A 16,243-nucleotide genomic window follows, 5' to 3' on the forward strand; every position below is an offset into this window, starting at 1 on the left:
CCGGGTGGCGCTGCGCTTACCCGGCCTGGAAAATGTTTTAACGCTTCCGCACGTCCGGAATGATGAGATCCCCGCGCAGAACATAGGACCCGAGCATCTGCGTTTTCTCCGTCAGCCAGCTCACAATGCGTGACGCCATGGCATCCATTGAATATTCAATCGCCGGGATCACCGGAATACCCGGCAGGTGCAGCGATCCGGCCAGGCTAAAGACCATAATGTCGTCCGGTACGGATTTATTAAACGCCTGCAGCTGCGGGATCACCCGCTGGGCTTCCTGCTCATCCGCCACCAGCAGCGCGTTGAAGTTCAGCGTGGACGCATTGTTGAGTAATTCCTGAAGCGCAACGGACGAGGAGGTCGCGTCCATAAAGACGAGGTTGCGATTAAAGGGCAGGAAATTTTTCTCCAGCGCGTGCTTATAGCCGAGCAGCACCTGGTCGGCAAACCCGCTGCCGTGCGGGTGGATCAGCGCAATCTGGCGACGCCCCTGGCTGGTCAGATAGTTACAGGCGGTTTCGGCGGCAAAGGCGTGATCGAACTGAATGCTGTTGGAGTTATCAGCTTCCATGCAGTCCACCAGGATGACGTTGTCCATATCCACGTCCAGCGGGAAACGGGCGCCAATCACCAGAATGTCATCACACAGGCCGCAGGAGAGTTCTTCAAGGGCGTGCATCACTTCCGCTTTGCTATGGGCGAAGCGCAGCAGCAGGTGTTTTTGGTGCTGGCTGAGCTGTTTTTCCAGCGCGTAAAGATACCCGGTGGTCTGGTTAATGTTTTCCTGCGCGCAAATCACCCCAATGCAGCCCGTCGACTGGCTCAGCAGCGACTGGGCAATCACGTTAGGCCGGTAGTTCAGCTCATCCACCGCCTTCAGCACGGCCTGACGGCTGGCTTCCTTAACGCCACGTGACCCACTCAACACTCGCGATACCGTGGCTTTAGACACCCCGGCCAGACGTGATACATCATTGATTGTCGACATCTCTTTCCCCTGGCAGGCTAACCTCGCGCCTGCAAATTCCATAACCGCTACGGCTCACATTATAGCCAGAACGGAGTATATCCGTTTCCGTTTTTCATGGAAACCGATTTTCCGTTTCCACTCAAAATGATGTCAAAACAGCCAAATTATGTGACACACATCCGGTTAATCAGCCTCATAAGCATTGGATCTTGATGGTTATCACAGTTCTGCTTTTTATAAATGGAAACCGGTTTCCGTATCATGTCCAATCATCCTCGCAATAACTATTTACATTTAGAGGATGGTTGTCGATGTTCAAGATTATGCTGTGTTGCTCTGCCGGGATGTCCACCAGCCTGCTGGTCAGCAAAATGGTCGATGTCGCGAAAGAACGTGGTTTGCCGGTGAAGATTGATGCGTACGGTGTTTCCGAATTTGATACGCAGTTTCCGCAATACCAGGTGGTACTTCTCGGACCGCAAGTGAAATACATGTTACAGACACTCTCAGACAAGGCGGCTACGAAAGGCATTCCGGTGCAGCCCATCGACATGATGGACTACGGCATGCAGCGTGGCGATAAAGTACTGGACTATGCTCTGTCGCTCATCGAAGCGGCACACTAAAAGGTGTTCACATGAGTTCGTTATATCAATCCATGGTCGCGGTGATTGAGCAGTCAATTACCCCGCTGGCCGCGAAGCTCGGCCAGCAAAAGTATGTGATTGCCATCCGCGACGGCTTTACCGCCGCGCTACCGTTTATGATCATCGGCTCGTTTATGCTGGTGTTCATTTTCCCGCCGTTCTCGGCGGATACCACCAACAGCTTCGCCCGCGGCTGGCTGGATTTCTCCCAGACCTACCGCGAACAGCTGATGCTGCCGTTTAACCTCAGCATGGGCGTGATGACCTTCTTCATTTCGGTGGGGATTGGGGCGAGCCTGGGGCGTCAGTTTAACCTCGACCCGGTGATGTCCGGCCTGCTGGCCTTTATGGCCTTCCTGCTGGTCGCCGCGCCGTATGCCGACGGTAAAATCTCGACCCAGTATCTCTCCGGTCAGGGCATCTTTACCGCGCTTATCACCGCGATTTACGCCACCCGCGTCTATGCGTGGCTGAAGCAGAACAATGTGACCATCCGCCTGCCGAAGGAAGTGCCCACCGGCGTGGCGCGTTCGTTTGAGATCCTGATCCCGGTGATGGTGGTGATCGGTACGCTGCACCCGCTGAACCTGTTCATTGAAGCGCAGACCGGAATGATCATCCCGCAGGCGATCATGCACCTGCTGGAGCCGCTGGTATCCGCATCCGACTCCCTGCCCGCGATACTGCTCTCCGTGCTGCTGTGCCAGATCTTCTGGTTTGCCGGTATTCACGGCTCGCTGATTGTCACCGGCATCATGAATCCGTTCTGGATGGCGAACCTCTCCGCAAACCAGGCGGCGCTCGCCGCAGGCGCGGCACTGCCGCACGTTTACCTGCAGGGCTTCTGGGATCACTACCTGCTGATTGGTGGCGTAGGCTCCACGCTGCCGCTGGCGTTCCTGCTGCTGCGCAGCCGCGCCACGCACCTGCGCACCATCGGCAAAATGGGCATTGTGCCGAGCTTCTTTAACATCAATGAGCCGATTCTGTTCGGCGCGCCGATCATCATGAACCCGATGCTGTTTATCCCGTTCGTGTTTGTTCCGCTGGTCAATGCCTGCCTGGCGTACGGCGCAACGAAGCTCGGCTGGCTGGCTCAGGTGGTGTCATTAACCCCGTGGACCACCCCCGCGCCGATTGGTGCCTCATGGGCGGCAAACTGGGCGCTCAGTCCGGTGATAATGTGCCTGGTTTGTATGGTGATGTCCGCGCTGATGTACCTGCCGTTCCTGCGCGCCTATGAGCGTACGCTGATGAAAAACGAAGAGCAGAAAGCCCAGGCAACCGTCGGTACCGCTGAAGCCGCAAGCAATTAAGTCAAAGAGGAAAGGACATGAAATACGCATTTCCCGATAACTTCTGGTGGGGCAGCGCAAGCTCCGCTCTCCAGACCGAAGGAGCAAGAGAGGGGGAAACCACATGGGATTACTGGTTTGCCCGCGAGCCGAACCGTTTTCACAACGGCGTGGGGCCGCAGCAGACCTCCACGTTTTATCAAAACTGGAAAACGGACATTCAGCTGTTAAAGCAGCTGAACCACAACAGCTTTCGTACCTCGATTAGCTGGGCACGCCTGATCCCCGACGGTATCGGTGAAGTGAACCCGGAAGCGGTCGATTTTTACAATCAGGTCATTGATGAGCTGAATGAACAGGGCATCACGCCGTTTATCACCCTGTTCCACTTCGACATGCCGATGGCGATGCAGGAGATCGGCGGCTGGGAAAACCGTGACGTGGTGGACGCTTACGCCCGCTATGCGCAGATCTGCTTCGAGCTGTTTGGCGACCGCGTACTGCACTGGTTTACCTTCAACGAGCCGATCGTCCCGGTGGAGGGCGGTTATCTGTACGACTTCCACTATCCTAACGTGGTGGATTTCCGCCGGGCGGCCACCGTGGCGTATCACACCGTGCTGGCCCACGCGAAGGCGGTTCAGGCCTACCGCGCCGGACATTACGCGGGTGAGATCGGCATCGTGCTGAACCTGACGCCGTCCTACCCGCGCTCGCAGAACCCGGCGGACGTGAAGGCGGCACACATCGCGGACCTGATGTTTAACCGCAGCTTCCTTGACCCGGTACTGCGCGGGGAGTATCCGGCCGACCTGGTGGCGTTGCTGAAATCCTACGATCAGTTGCCCGCCTGCAAGCCGGAAGACGGCTTCCTGATTGCGGAAGGGAAAATCGACCTGCTCGGCGTGAACTACTATCAGCCGCGCCGCGTGAAGTGTCGCGACAGCGCGGTGAACCCGCAGGCGCCGTTTATGCCGGAGTGGTTCTTTGATAACTACGAGATGCCGGGCCGCAAGATGAATCCGTACCGCGGCTGGGAAATCTACGCGCCGGGTATTTACGATATTCTGGTTAACCTGCGCGACAATTACGACAACCCTCGCTGCTTTATTTCTGAAAACGGCATGGGCGTCGAAAATGAACAGCGCTTTATTGAAAATGGCCAGATTAACGATCAATACCGCATCGAGTTTATTTCTGAGCATTTAACGTGGCTGCACAAAGGTATTAGCGAAGGGTGCAATTGCCTTGGCTACCATATGTGGACATTTATTGATAACTGGTCGTGGTGTAATGCCTATAAAAACCGCTACGGATTTATCCAGCTTGATTTAGAGACGCAGCAGCGCACCATTAAGAAAAGCGGAGAGTGGTTTGCCGCCACCGCCTTAAATAATAGTTTTGAAAAAGAGTAATAATGATGATCGCACTAGAAGAAGCCGTAATGGAAATTATCGTCAACGCCGGACAGTCCCGCAGCCTGTGCTTTGAAGCGCTGCACGCGGCGCGTCAGGGCAACTTTGACGAGGCCAAAAGCCTGCTGCACGAAGCCGACGGCTACGCGCGCCAGGCGCACAAGATGCAGACCAAACTGATCGAGCAGGATGCGGGCGAAGGCCGCCAGCCGATGACGTTAATCATGGTGCACGCGCAGGATCATTTAATGAATTCCTTATTAGCGCGTGAACTGTCTGAAGAAATTATTCATTTATATCAGAGATAGTCTATGGCGAAATAAAGTTAATGTAATACCTCTGTACCCTAAATAGAGATCCACTTGTTCTGATGATAGCGACATACTCTGTCAGATCGGAGCGGGATGGTTATTGTCTGAATAAAATTAAACTATATTGAGATAACCATGAATACGATTAAAAAACTTCCATTAACCATGGCGGTTATCGCCGCGCTTTGCCCAATTTCCGTACTCGCACAAGAATTTACCCAGGAGCAAATCGACGCCATTGTGGCGAAAGCGGTAGATAAAGCTCTGGCCGAGCGTCAGGCCAAAATGGATGCGGCGGTTGCGAAAAAAGCGGACGTGGTAACCGAGCCGCAAAGCGCGGCGCAATCCCCGGATATGGCGATCCCGTTCGGCATTAAATTCACCGGCTACGCCCGCTACGGCGCGCACTTCCAGGCCGCCGATCAGAAATACGTGGCGGTGGACGGCTCGTACAACGGCGCGTCCGCGATTGGTCGTCTGGGTAACGAAGGTAACGGCGGGGAATTCCAGCTTTCCAAGGCCTTCAAAGGGGACAACGGCGCCATCTGGGACATCAACGTGATGATCGACCACTGGGGCGACGAGGTTAACCTGAAAAAAGCCTACGCGGGGGTGACCAACATTATGGCCTCCAACCCAAATGCCTACTTCTGGGCTGGTCGTGATTTCCACCAGCGTCCGCAGCAGGGCATCAACGATTACTTCTGGATGAACCACGACGGCCAGGGCGCAGGCGTGAAGAACTTTGACATCGGCGGCGTGCAGTTTGACGTGGCTGCCGTGGCGGCAGTCGAATCCTGTAGCCCGGAAGTGATGGAAGACGAAGCGAACCCGTCGCGCATCACCTGTACCGGCGGTTCCGGCACGGGCGACAAGGGCAACTACGCCGCGACCTCCAAAATCCACGGCATGAAGCTCGGCCCGATCGACATGGAGCTGTACGCCAACTACGGCTTTGACTCCAAAGCGGTGGAGAGCGACGAGCGTCTGAACGCCTGGCAGGGCGGCGTGGTGCTGAGCCACACCAACGACAGCGGCGTGAACAAGGTGATCGCCCGCTACTCCGATAACGCGGACAACAGCGTGTTCAACAAAACCGAAGATCTGACCACGGTCTACGCCAGCTTCGAAGGGCTGTATAAATTCACCCAGGCCACGCAGGTGGAGTACATCCTCGCCTTCCACGACTACGACAACAGCCGCGATAAGACTGATAACCGCAAGAACTACAACGCCATCGTGCGCCCGATGCACTGGTGGAACGACGTTCACTCCACCTGGCTGGAAGCAGGCTGGCAGCACGTTGACTACGATAACGGCGGCGACAACAAGGGCTGGAAGCTGACCCTGTCGCAGAACATGTCTATCGCCATGGGGCCTGAGTTCCGTCCGATGCTGCGCTTCTACGTCACCGGCGGCAAAGTGGATAATGAACGCACCGCGCGCGTGAACAATACCAAAGACGAGACGCTCGACGACTTCAACGTCGGCGCGATGTGGGAGGCGTGGTTCTAAGGTCAACAACATGCCGGGTGGCGCTACGCTTACCCGGCCTACGGGGGTGAGGGCATCAAGCCGCACACAACCATGCTATGCTGTTGGCCAATTAACGACAACATAGCAGGGGAGAAAATGGGTTCCACACGTAAAGGGATGCTGAACGTCCTGATCGCCGCCGTTTTATGGGGCAGTTCCGGCGTTTGCGCGCAGTACATCATGGAGAAAAGCCACATTTCTTCGCCTTACCTGACCATGGTTCGCCTGCTGTTTACCGGCGTGATCCTGCTGACGCTCTCCTTCGTTCACGGCGACAAGATTTTCTCGATCATCAAGCATCGTAAAGACGCCCTCAGTCTGCTGTTTTTCTCGCTGGTCGGCGCGCTCACCGTGCAGCTCACCTTCCTGCTGACGATTGAAAAATCCAACGCCGCTACGGCGACCGTGCTCCAGTTCCTGTCACCGACCATCATTGTGGCGTGGTTTGCGCTGGCGCGGAAAACGCGCCCCGGCGTGTTTGTTCTGTCCGCGATTGTGACCTCGCTTGTCGGGACGTTCCTGCTGGTGACCCACGGCGACCCAACCTCGCTCTCCATCTCGCCAGCCGCGCTGTTCTTCGGCATCGCCTCGGCGTTTGCCGCCGCGTTTTACACCACCTATCCGTCAACGCTGATTGCCCGCTACGGCACATTGCCGATTGTCGGCTGGAGTATGTTGATTGCCGGATTAATGCTGACGCCGTTCTACGCCGGACGCGGTACCACCTTCGTGATCGACGGCAGCCTGCTGCTGGCATTTTTCTATCTGGTGGTGATTGGCACCGCGCTGACGTTCAGCCTGTACCTGAAAGGCGCACAGATGATCGGCGGGCCGAAGGCGAGCATTCTGAGCTGCGCCGAGCCGTTGAGCAGCGCGTTACTGTCGGTGATCCTGCTGGGGGTGGCCTTCACCCTGCCGGACTGGCTGGGAACGCTATTGATTGTGTCGTCAGTGGTGTTGATTTCGATGGATTCGAGAAGACGGATGAGGACATCGGCGTGATCTACGAATAATAGTGGTAGCGGCACATTAAAATAGTAAGAGCGCTATCCGACACCCCGTAAACCAGACGGTCAGTATCATTGATTCGGCGGGACCAGTATCCGGAAAGGTTACCTTTAAGCGGTTCCGGCTTACCCAGGCCATCGAAGGGTTGACGCTTCGCATCTTCAATCAATTTATTGATTCTGCGAAGCGTTTTCTTATCCTGCTCCTGCCACCACAGGTAATCATCCCAGCCGTTATCAGTCCAAATCAGTAGCCTGGTCATCTATCAGATCCCTCTGCGTGGTTTTTCCGGAATTTGCCTGTGCGATTGACTCCATCAGTCGACTGGCGTTGGCAGGCGAACTCATCAGATGGATGGTTTCCATCATTGAGTTGTAGTGCTGCAGAGACATAACCACCGCATCCCCCCCGTTTCGGCGGCTGATGATGGTTGTCTCCACATTGTCATTCACGTCGTCCAACACATCTTTGAGTCGGCTTCGTGCTTCGGTAAACGTCACAACCTGCATATTTCCTCCTGTACAAGTTACGGTACAAGTATATCGATGTAGTGACTGTTTATCAATCAACGCGCCTTCACCTTCCCTGCCACCAGCAGTGCCGTCAGCAGCATCAGCGTACCGGAAATCACCAGTGGTGACGTCAGCCCCAGATGGTCGAGCGCCACGCCGCCAATGGCCGCGCCGCAGGTGTTCGCCAGCTGGATCACCGCCACCTGAATCGACCCGGCTTTTTCCGCCTGATCGGCAAGCGTTCGGGTGATCCACGTCGACCAGCCCACCGGTACCAGCGCAAAGGCAAAGCCCCAGATAATCGCAATCGCCGAGGCAACCCATTTGTCGCTACCCCACAAAATCAGCACCGTGGCACTCACCGCCAGCAGCAACGGCGCACCCGTCAGCGCCACCTTCAGGGAGCGCTTCAGGAACTGGGACGACAGCGACGTGCCGATAAAGCTGGCGATACCGAAGCTCAGCAGCACCAGCGTCAGGCCGTCCACGTCAAAGCCCGCCATGGTCATAAACACCGGGCGGATGTAGGTGAAAAAGGCAAACTGCCCGGCAAAGGCCATAAAGATGGCGGTCATCCCCGCCAGCACGCCCGGACGCTTGAGCAGCACGAACATGTTCTGTTTGTGGTGCGCCGCTTCGCCCGGCAGGGACGGCAGCGCCTTCCACACCCAGATAATGCAGAGCACACCCATCACTGCCGCCGCGTTAAAGACGTTACGCCAGCCGATAATCCCTCCAAGGAAGCTGCCCAGCGGCGCGGCAATCACCAGCGCAATAGAGACCGCGCCGAAGATAACGGACAGCGCTTTTGGCACGGTGCGCGCGGGCACAAGGCGCATGGTCAGCGAGGCCGACATCGCCCAGAAGCCGCCTAATCCCAGCCCCAAACAGGCGCGACCGAGCAGCAGCAGGGTGAAGCTTTCCGCGAAGGAGACCAGCAGGCAGGATGCCGTCAGCAGCACGCTGAACAGAATGACCACTTTGCGGCGGTCGATAGTGCCAATGACCTGGGTGATAAACAGGCTGGCGAACATCGCCACAAACGCGGTCACGGTGACCGACTGCCCCGCCACGCCTTCGGAAATGCCCAGATCCTGCGCCATCGGCGTCAGCAGGCTCACCGGCAGAAACTCAACGGTAATCAGGCAGGCGACGCAGAACGCCACGGAGAAAACCGCCGACCAGTTGGGGCGCGACACCTCTTTGGTCTGCGGTCTGGTTGTGGGCTGGATATGTTCTGTCATGGCATCACCTGAAGATAATAACGTGCGGAAAAGTCGCGCAGTTTATCATCAAAAGTGTGACGAATTTAACGTTTAGACAACTTTTGTCGTTTTTAATGATTCGGAAGGTAGAGCGGCGGTGACTGATACCTTTTCAGCATAACGAAAATGAAAATTCAGTAACCACAATTGAGGTGAAACAATCATAGGGTCTGAAAAGGAGAAACTATGAAAACACGTACTTTATCTCAAAATCTTACCGTCAGTGCCATCGGCTACGGTGCCATGGGTCTGAGTGAATTTTATGGCCAGACTGATGACAAAGGCTCACTGCAGGTATTGCATAACCTCATCGATCTGAACGTGACGTTTATTGATACCGCAAATTTATATGGCCGTGGCCATAATGAAAGGCTAATCGGTCACTTTCTTGCCGGGCTGGATAAAAACACTCGCGACCAGTTCAAAATCGCCACGAAGTGCGGCATCGATCGCTCTCCTGACGACTCCTACGCCCGCACCATCAACAATACGCCGGACTATATCATCCGCTGCTGTAACGAATCCCTTAAGCGGCTTGGCGTGGAGCGAATCGACCTCTTTTACCTTCACAGGGTGAGTAACGCAACCCCGATCGAAGAGAGTATGGATTGCCTGCGCACCCTTGTTAAAGAGGGTAAGATCAACCACATCGGCCTTTGCGAAGTGTCGGCTTCAACGCTGCAACGGGCGCATGCGGTGCATCCGGTCACCGCATTGCAAACAGAATATTCTCTGTGGACACGAGACATCGAGGAAAACATTTTGCCGGTCGTGAAAGCGCTAGGTATCGGCCTGGTGCCCTACTCACCTCTTGGCAGAGGCTTCCTGACGGGAAAATACCTGAACAACAACGATTTTGCAGAAGGTGATTTCCGCAAGAATAACGAACGATTTGTTCAGTCCAGCCTCGATCATAATCGCCAGTTGCTCGATATCATTACCCCGCTGGCGACAAAATACGGCTGTACCGCAGGTCAGATTGCGCTTGCCTGGTTGTTAGCACAATACGATCGGCTGGTTCCCATTCCGGGTACTAAGCACGTCAGCTATCTGGCCGAGAACGCGCGCGCTGCCGATATTGTGCTTGAGAAGAGCGATATCGAATCGTTGAACAACCTTCATCGCCGGGTAGCGATTAAAGGCGATCGTTATTCTGCTGAGGGTATGAAGGGCGTGAATGCCTGATACAGCATCTTGAAAATAAAAAACCGGGTTTCCCCGGTTTTTTTATATCTATAGATACGCCGTTAGCGATAAACGCTCAACGCGACGCCTTCCCCGCCGCCAACGCACAGTGCGGCAACGCCACGCCTGGCATCATTACGGATCAGGGAATGAACCAGCGTCACCAAAATTCGGCAGCCGGATGCACCTATCGCATGCCCAAGCGCGATTGCCCCGCCGTATGGATTGATACGATCCGGGGAAATCCCGGCCCGCTGAATCACGGCCAACGCCTGGGCGGCAAACGCTTCGTTGGATTCGAGATGATCGACATCCTCAGGCTTCCATCCCGAGCGGGAAAGACAGTCGGCAATGGCCTGAATCGGGGCTGCACCCATTAATGCCGGCTGGATACCGGAATTGGAAAATACGCCCAGCGATGCCAGAACCGGCAAACCACGTGCTTCGGCAGTCTCACGCGTACAAAGCAGGACCGCCGCAGCACCGTCATTCAACGATGAAGCATTTCCCGCCGTCACCGTACCCTCTTTTCGGAAGACAGGCTTCAGTTTCGTCAATTTTTCGATACTGGTTGCACGGGGTCCTTCATCCCTCTCCACGCTGATCGTTTCACCTTTTCGCGTCTGCCATTCAACCGGGACAATTTCACGCTCAAAAATGCCACGCGCCTGCGCTTCAAGCGCATTGTGGTGAGAGACAAGGGCATATTCATCCTGCATTTCGCGGCTGATACCAAACTCCGTCGCAACATTCTCTGCAGTGATACCCATGTGATAATCGTTGAAGGCATCCCAGAGCCCGTCAGAAACCAGGCTATCTTTGAGAGTAATATCACCCAGCCGCGTTCCGCTACGCGACGTCGTGGCGATATGCGGCGCGTTGGACATACTCTCCTGACCACCGGCGATAACAAACTCAGCCTCCCCCGTCTGCAGCGCCTGCATGCCAAGATGGACCGCCTTAAGCCCGGACCCGCACACTTTGTTTACCGTCAGACATTGCGTATCTACGGGCAACCCAGCATTCAGTGCCGACTGTCGGGCCGGGTTCTGGCCGCACCCCGCAGTAAGTACCTGTCCCATAATGACCTGAGAGATATCACTGGCTTCTACGCCAGATTCTTTCAGGAGCGCCTGAATGACGCGGCTTCCCAGATCAGAGGCTGAATGCTCCGCAAGCGCGCCCTGAAATGCGCCCGTCGCCGTGCGGCGGGCTGCAATAATAACAATCTCGCTCATGCGTCGCTTCCCTTCAGTCCTGGCAAACTATGGCCCGTCGCGGCCATTGCCGCGCGGTATGCAGTAAGACCATTCATGCAGGCGGGAACGCCAGCATATACCGCCATCTGTATCACAATTTCAAGCAGCTCTTCCGGCGTCACGCCGGTATTGAGCGCGCCTCGCATATGCAGTTCTAGCTGCGGCATGGCATTACCCAGCGTCACAAGCGAGGCGACGGTCAACATTTCGCGCGTTTTGAGATCCAGTCCCGGACGACCCACCACATCCCCGAACGCATAGTCGGTAATCAGGGCGGGCAGCCCCGGGTCCAGCTCGCTCAGGCGGCGGGTGACTTTATCCGCGAGCCCCGCTTCAAGACGGTCCATAATCTCTCTGCCATAGCGCGTGCGGTCATTAATTTGACTCATAAGATTTCTCCATACGGGATTGTTTTGCGGTTAACGTTGCCGGAATAACCGCGACAAGCAGAACGGACAGACCGATGGCCGTACCGGCGACGATATACAGGAGCGGCATTGAAAATGATGAAACCATCCAGGCACCGACTGACGCACCGATACCAATGGCGGTATTGAAAAATGAAACGTAGATTGCGGAGGCCGGGAAGGCTTTATCCTCTGCCATACGTAAAACCCACGTCTGGAAACCGACAAATATTCCTGATACGGCGACACCCCAGACAACCATACTGGTAAATATCAACGCAGCAGAGAGCGAGGAACCAGACAGGCCCAGGAACAGCAGCACTGCACAGATCAGCAGTACAGACAAAGAGACCGTCAGCTTGAGATACTTATCAATCAACACGCCGGTCAGGAAATTACCTGCCAGACCCGCGATGCCGTAAACAAAAAGCACAGCAGGAATAATGGTGGTGGACAGTAAACTCTGCGTGTGTAGCCAGGGTTCAATGTACGTAAAGGCAGCAAAGTGAGCCGTCACAGCCAGCAAGGTTGCTGAGTAAATTTTCCATAATGTTGACGATTTCAGCACGCCTTTAAGCGCATCCAGCCCGAGCGCGCTTTTGCTGGTAATCCTGGGAACAAGAACGCTAATACCCACAAAGGCAATTACGCTCAGCGCGGCCATCAGCCAAAATGCCTGCCGCCAGCCGAAGTGAATACCAATATAGTTGGATACCGGTACGCCAAAAACGCTTGCTGCGGAAACACCACCAAATACGATTGACGTCGCCGCCCCTATATATCTGGCAGGGACCATAGCCACCGCCGTTGCGCCGATCATCGCCCAGAATGCGCCGTGAGCAAGCGCTCCCAGTACGCGGGCGCTAAGCAGCATGCTATAGACGTTTACCGTCGCAGCCATAACGTTAGAGACCAGAAGTACCACGGTAAGCACAAGTAAAAGCCGCTTCTTGGCCACATTCCCTAAAAAGACGGAGGCAAACAGCGCACTCAACGCCCCCACCCAGGCATAAAGCGACACGGTCATGCCCACCGCAGATTCCGAAGACTGTAGCCCCTCTGCGATTGGCGTTAATAATCCGACTGGCGCCAGTTCGGTGGTGACAATAGTAAAGGTTGAAATTGCCAGAATGAATAAAGCAAGCCATGACCTTAACGTCATATTCTGCGGAGTGAGTTCTGAAGTCATACTACTTACCTCAATAAGGATTTAAATAATGTGCCAATTTTTTTCAGTTGCATATCTGGTAAGCGCGGAATGCTCTCCCACACAGACGGGATGGCCAGTGGCTTCCAGCATTGGAATATCCGAAAGATCGTCGCCGTAGGCATAACAATCCACGGGGTTAATCTCTTTATCATCGCAAAAGGCGATAAGCGCGTCTTTTTTACCTGTTCCAATTGTTTGAGGCAGGCCGATTTCACCCGTCAACTCACCTGCGTCATTTATTATCACCGGCGCACAGAGTACTTCCGTTACTCCAAGATATTTTGCAATGGGTGAAAGAATCGGAAGCATAGAGCCCGATATAAATACGGTATACATGTTCTGGTTCTGATGTTTTTTAAGGGCTGAAACAGCACTCTCAATAAAAAACTCGCTTTCCAGCTTACGCCTGAACCACTTCTCACCCATTTCTTCCAGATAACGACAAGACACACCTTTAAACTGACGATAATAATCTCTGTTCAGGGCTTCCCTTGGCACGCCGTTTTTCACGTCGGTGCGAAAACGAGACATATAGCGTTGAAGACGATCGTTTTGATTATTTTCCCTGCACCAGAAATCATAGAAATCAAACATGCTTTTAATATTTATAAGCGTTTCATCAACATCAAAAAAAGCGGCATGTTTACGCAAATTTTATTCCTCGTAGTTTTTTCTTCGACTCTTAACCGGAAAATCTCTATCCGTACCAGACACGCCTGCATCCGCCCAGCGGGAAGGCGCAATTTCAGAAACCACCACGGAAATTTTATCCAGCGGCGCACCCGTGTTTTTGTGAACGGCAAATGTAATATCTTCCTGGAGTCTGATGATTTGATTTTCATCTTTCGCAGGCCAGGTCATAACATGAACAAATGGCATATTTTTCTCACTCTATAGTTGTAAATTCATCGAAGGAACGGCCTTTGAGTTTTAAATGGGCATGGATATCGCCTCCAAGACCATAAAAGCCAATTGCACCGCCATAGCTCTGACGCGAGCTCATATAAAGTACGACTACGTTAATAATTCTGTTTCCTTTCCTCGCCGGAGCCGGGAAAGGATCGGTTAACTCTGCCCAATATTCGGCATTACCTTCGCTATCGGTTATAAATACGTTGGGTATTCCCAGCGGACCTGGCCTGCTCGGATCCTCCGAGGCTAGATCGTTTTCCCTGAGACTCATCACGGTGTAAACGCTATCCGGAACAAGGCTCCGGAACGAAAACGTGAACCGGGCTCGTTTCTTATCTTCGGACAATGTGACCTCAAAGGTGCCCTCTGCCTCGAGCCAGGCAGCGAGGGTCACTGGCTCGATCTCTCGCTTTCCATCGCTGCTGCGATAATCCGCGATATAGCCTTCATGAAGTGGCAGGCCAGGCCTTATTTCATTATTGGCCTGCGGCCGCTGTTCTGGTGCGAAAACCATCCGATAGTTGTTCATCGGAATGGGTAAAGGAAGAGTATGAAGAATGATGTCCTTCAACGCGTCCTGAGGCATCTTGTCCAGATCGCACAGAATGTTATAGGGTGCGACTTCCCCAAATGCCGGAAGCGGGCTGTCCGGAGAGACAATGACGCTTCGCCACTGCAGTCCGTTATCCCCTGGCACCATGCCCACCACGACAAAATTACCCTTCCCGTCCATGACCTCCGCAGGGGGGTAAAGCGGCCCCTGCGTGGTCGCAGCCAGACGGTATTTCTGGCTACGTAATTCAGGCATGCGTTACCCCCTGAGTCACCCCTTGCTGCTCAACAATGGTCGCCTGCATGGCAACCTCAGCCAGAGATTTCTCTTTCTCTGTAATCAGGGCGGAAGGATAAACGGTGAACGAGACATCCATTGTCGCGCAAAGCGTTTGGTGCTGAGTGACGCGAACCTGAGCCTTGAAACGCCCCCGGCGGTCGTTAATATCTTTTTCAAGAAATTCAAAGTGGACCAGTGCCGGTAAAGGGAACAGGAAACTGGCGAAATTGATTGCCATGCTATTAATGACGTAATAGCGTCCACTTTCCTGCTGGTAAATAAATTCTTCGGTGACACCGATAAAGGCCTGTCGGCTGGCTTCAACCAGGAGCATTCCCTGAATATGCTGCCCCGTCTGATGATCCGCCATCAATTCGCAACGCTCATCGATTAACAGCGGCATCGCATAAAGATCGTGGTTATGCTCAGCTTGTTCCGCAGGTCCTATAAGTACATTCTGTTCCAGTCTTTTATGGCAATAAGCATTTTTTTTGTCGCTAACCAGTTTTTCCAGAGAGCACATTTTTAATTTATTACCATGAATCGCATTTCTTGCCTGGTTTGAAATTACCTTTCCGGCAAAATCCTTGCGCACGCCCTGCCCAACAATAATTTCATGTTCTTTATCAATGATATTCGCAGGGATTTGAGTCAATAATTCTAGTTGAGATATAGTCAGTACATCTTTACCATTGGCAAATTCATTAAATTTATCGCCAACAACTACCAACTTTTTACAGTTCATTCATTGTCCCTCAACAACAGCAAGCACGATAGATACGAGTATAAAGGCCGTCATTACCGCCAGTAATAAAGTTATCGCCGGCCTGTTGAATAATTTCCTGATAACGCGCATTGGTAAATGCTTCTTTATATTCTGCTTTATCACCGTTGAATGAGGAGATAAACATTACACCCGGAACGCCACTGATCAGTGAATGAAATGCTTCGAAACTTTCAATCTTATCTTTGTTATCTCTTACAACATTAAAAATGGTTTCATCGCGCCACTGACGGTACTGCTGATAGTTATGCGCAGGCACTTCGACGTGTCGGAGTTGAATATAATTTGATTGTGGCAAGCTATTTTTATTATCAATTGGGGATTCAACAAACTTAAGCAGTTCGCGACGGATATCGGCAGAAAGAACTTCAGAGAAACGATGGAACATGGATTCCATTTCACTTTCAACCCATGCAATTTCTTTAATATCGTTGAATGCGCGTAATTCCAGCAATTCATTAACGCCGTTTTCTTCACAGGTATAGTAGCGAACGTTTTCATTGCTTTTTAAGGAAGTAAATTCTTTTTCATAAAAAGTGTTTTTTAATGGGAAGCGTGATACCAGTACGTATTTAGACGACATAATTACTCCGAGTATTGATTAAGTGAGGATTCGGATAGAAATTTATCAATACAGGAAACTATTGGAATTGTTAAATTTGTAATATATTTTTTGTATTACTGTTAAAACGGGT

General features: G+C 53.2%; 19 protein-coding genes. 7 read left to right on the forward strand and 12 right to left on the reverse strand.

The features are described from left to right. Positions 1-37 precede the first annotated feature (37 nt). Positions 38-988, reverse strand: coding sequence for a LacI family DNA-binding transcriptional regulator (locus AC2FAJ_RS15305; protein ID WP_485454291.1), 951 nt, complete (start codon positions 986-988; stop codon positions 38-40). Between the two features lie 293 nt (positions 989-1,281). Between AC2FAJ_RS15305 and AC2FAJ_RS15310 the strand changes: the two genes are divergently transcribed. The 6 genes from AC2FAJ_RS15310 (at position 1,282) to AC2FAJ_RS15335 (ending at position 7,176) form a co-directional block, all read left to right on the forward strand. After that, positions 1,282-1,596, forward strand: coding sequence for a PTS sugar transporter subunit IIB (locus AC2FAJ_RS15310; protein WP_014830072.1), 315 nt, complete (start codon positions 1,282-1,284; stop codon positions 1,594-1,596). 11 nt (positions 1,597-1,607) lie between these two features. Next, positions 1,608-2,933 carry a PTS sugar transporter subunit IIC gene (locus AC2FAJ_RS15315; protein WP_028014981.1) on the forward strand — a complete coding sequence of 442 codons (1,326 nt, stop codon included), beginning with the start codon at positions 1,608-1,610 and terminating at the stop codon, positions 2,931-2,933. A 17-nt stretch (positions 2,934-2,950) separates the two neighbouring features. Further along, positions 2,951-4,327, forward strand: a complete 1,377-nt coding sequence (locus tag AC2FAJ_RS15320) for a glycoside hydrolase family 1 protein (protein WP_485454292.1) — start codon at positions 2,951-2,953, stop codon at positions 4,325-4,327. Between the two features lie 5 nt (positions 4,328-4,332). Further along, the gene (locus AC2FAJ_RS15325) at positions 4,333-4,635 is read left to right on the forward strand and encodes a PTS lactose/cellobiose transporter subunit IIA (RefSeq protein WP_028014979.1); all 303 of its coding nucleotides are present in this window, start codon (positions 4,333-4,335) and stop codon (positions 4,633-4,635) included. A 138-nt stretch (positions 4,636-4,773) separates the two neighbouring features. Then, on the forward strand, positions 4,774-6,153 hold the full coding sequence (locus tag AC2FAJ_RS15330) for a carbohydrate porin (RefSeq protein WP_041911699.1): 1,380 nt from the start codon (positions 4,774-4,776) through the stop codon (positions 6,151-6,153). A 117-nt stretch (positions 6,154-6,270) separates the two neighbouring features. Continuing rightward, positions 6,271-7,176 (forward strand): EamA family transporter, encoded by a 906-nt coding sequence (locus tag AC2FAJ_RS15335; protein WP_045631198.1) that lies wholly within the window; start codon positions 6,271-6,273, stop codon positions 7,174-7,176. Position 7,177: 1 nt separating this feature from the next. Here the strand turns inward: AC2FAJ_RS15335 and AC2FAJ_RS15340 are convergent, their stop codons facing one another. From AC2FAJ_RS15340 to nepI, 3 genes are read right to left on the reverse strand one after another with little or no spacing between them, the layout of a single operon-like run. Then, positions 7,178-7,444 carry a Txe/YoeB family addiction module toxin gene (locus AC2FAJ_RS15340; protein WP_041911701.1) on the reverse strand — a complete coding sequence of 89 codons (267 nt, stop codon included), beginning with the start codon at positions 7,442-7,444 and terminating at the stop codon, positions 7,178-7,180. Continuing rightward, a complete protein-coding gene (locus AC2FAJ_RS15345; protein WP_045631197.1) occupies positions 7,419-7,691 on the reverse strand; it encodes a type II toxin-antitoxin system Phd/YefM family antitoxin in 273 nt (90 codons plus the stop codon). Before AC2FAJ_RS15345 ends, AC2FAJ_RS15340 begins: the two co-directional genes overlap by 26 nt. Positions 7,692-7,747: 56 nt before the next feature. Next, positions 7,748-8,938: a purine ribonucleoside efflux pump NepI gene (gene nepI / locus AC2FAJ_RS15350; RefSeq protein WP_485454293.1), complete on the reverse strand. Its 1,191-nt coding sequence runs from the start codon at positions 8,936-8,938 to the stop codon at positions 7,748-7,750. 207 nt (positions 8,939-9,145) lie between these two features. Between nepI and AC2FAJ_RS15355 the strand changes: the two genes are divergently transcribed. Next, positions 9,146-10,144, forward strand: coding sequence for an aldo/keto reductase (locus AC2FAJ_RS15355; protein WP_193357855.1), 999 nt, complete (start codon positions 9,146-9,148; stop codon positions 10,142-10,144). Between the two features lie 62 nt (positions 10,145-10,206). On the opposite strand, the gene AC2FAJ_RS15360 is transcribed toward AC2FAJ_RS15355, so the two are convergent. The 8 genes from AC2FAJ_RS15360 to AC2FAJ_RS15395 are packed head-to-tail and all read right to left on the reverse strand — an operon-like array spanning position 10,207 to position 16,131. Beyond that, entirely contained in the window at positions 10,207-11,382 is a 1,176-nt protein-coding gene (locus tag AC2FAJ_RS15360; RefSeq protein WP_028014974.1) for an acetyl-CoA C-acetyltransferase, read from the reverse strand. Further along, positions 11,379-11,792, reverse strand: a complete 414-nt coding sequence (locus AC2FAJ_RS15365) for a carboxymuconolactone decarboxylase family protein (protein WP_485454294.1) — start codon at positions 11,790-11,792, stop codon at positions 11,379-11,381. Before AC2FAJ_RS15365 ends, AC2FAJ_RS15360 begins: the two co-directional genes overlap by 4 nt. After that, complete coding sequence (locus AC2FAJ_RS15370; protein WP_041911706.1) at positions 11,779-12,999, reverse strand: MFS transporter; 1,221 nt, start codon at positions 12,997-12,999, stop codon at positions 11,779-11,781. The genes AC2FAJ_RS15365 and AC2FAJ_RS15370 overlap by 14 nt, the downstream gene beginning before the upstream one ends. Positions 13,000-13,020: 21 nt before the next feature. Then, entirely contained in the window at positions 13,021-13,671 is a 651-nt protein-coding gene (locus AC2FAJ_RS15375) for an HAD family hydrolase (RefSeq protein WP_045260826.1), read from the reverse strand. Positions 13,672-13,674: 3 nt separating this feature from the next. Beyond that, the gene (locus AC2FAJ_RS15380; protein WP_041911708.1) at positions 13,675-13,899 is read right to left on the reverse strand and encodes a 2-hydroxymuconate tautomerase; all 225 of its coding nucleotides are present in this window, start codon (positions 13,897-13,899) and stop codon (positions 13,675-13,677) included. A 7-nt stretch (positions 13,900-13,906) separates the two neighbouring features. Further along, entirely contained in the window at positions 13,907-14,740 is an 834-nt protein-coding gene (locus AC2FAJ_RS15385; protein ID WP_028014969.1) for a hypothetical protein, read from the reverse strand. Continuing rightward, positions 14,733-15,509 carry an AfsA-related hotdog domain-containing protein gene (locus tag AC2FAJ_RS15390; protein WP_028014968.1) on the reverse strand — a complete coding sequence of 259 codons (777 nt, stop codon included), beginning with the start codon at positions 15,507-15,509 and terminating at the stop codon, positions 14,733-14,735. The genes AC2FAJ_RS15385 and AC2FAJ_RS15390 overlap by 8 nt, the downstream gene beginning before the upstream one ends. 10 nt (positions 15,510-15,519) lie before the next feature. Next, positions 15,520-16,131, reverse strand: coding sequence for a hypothetical protein (locus tag AC2FAJ_RS15395; RefSeq protein WP_485454295.1), 612 nt, complete (start codon positions 16,129-16,131; stop codon positions 15,520-15,522). Positions 16,132-16,243: the final 112 nt, after the last annotated feature.

This window comes from Enterobacter cloacae complex sp. 385G4, from assembly GCF_057320665.1.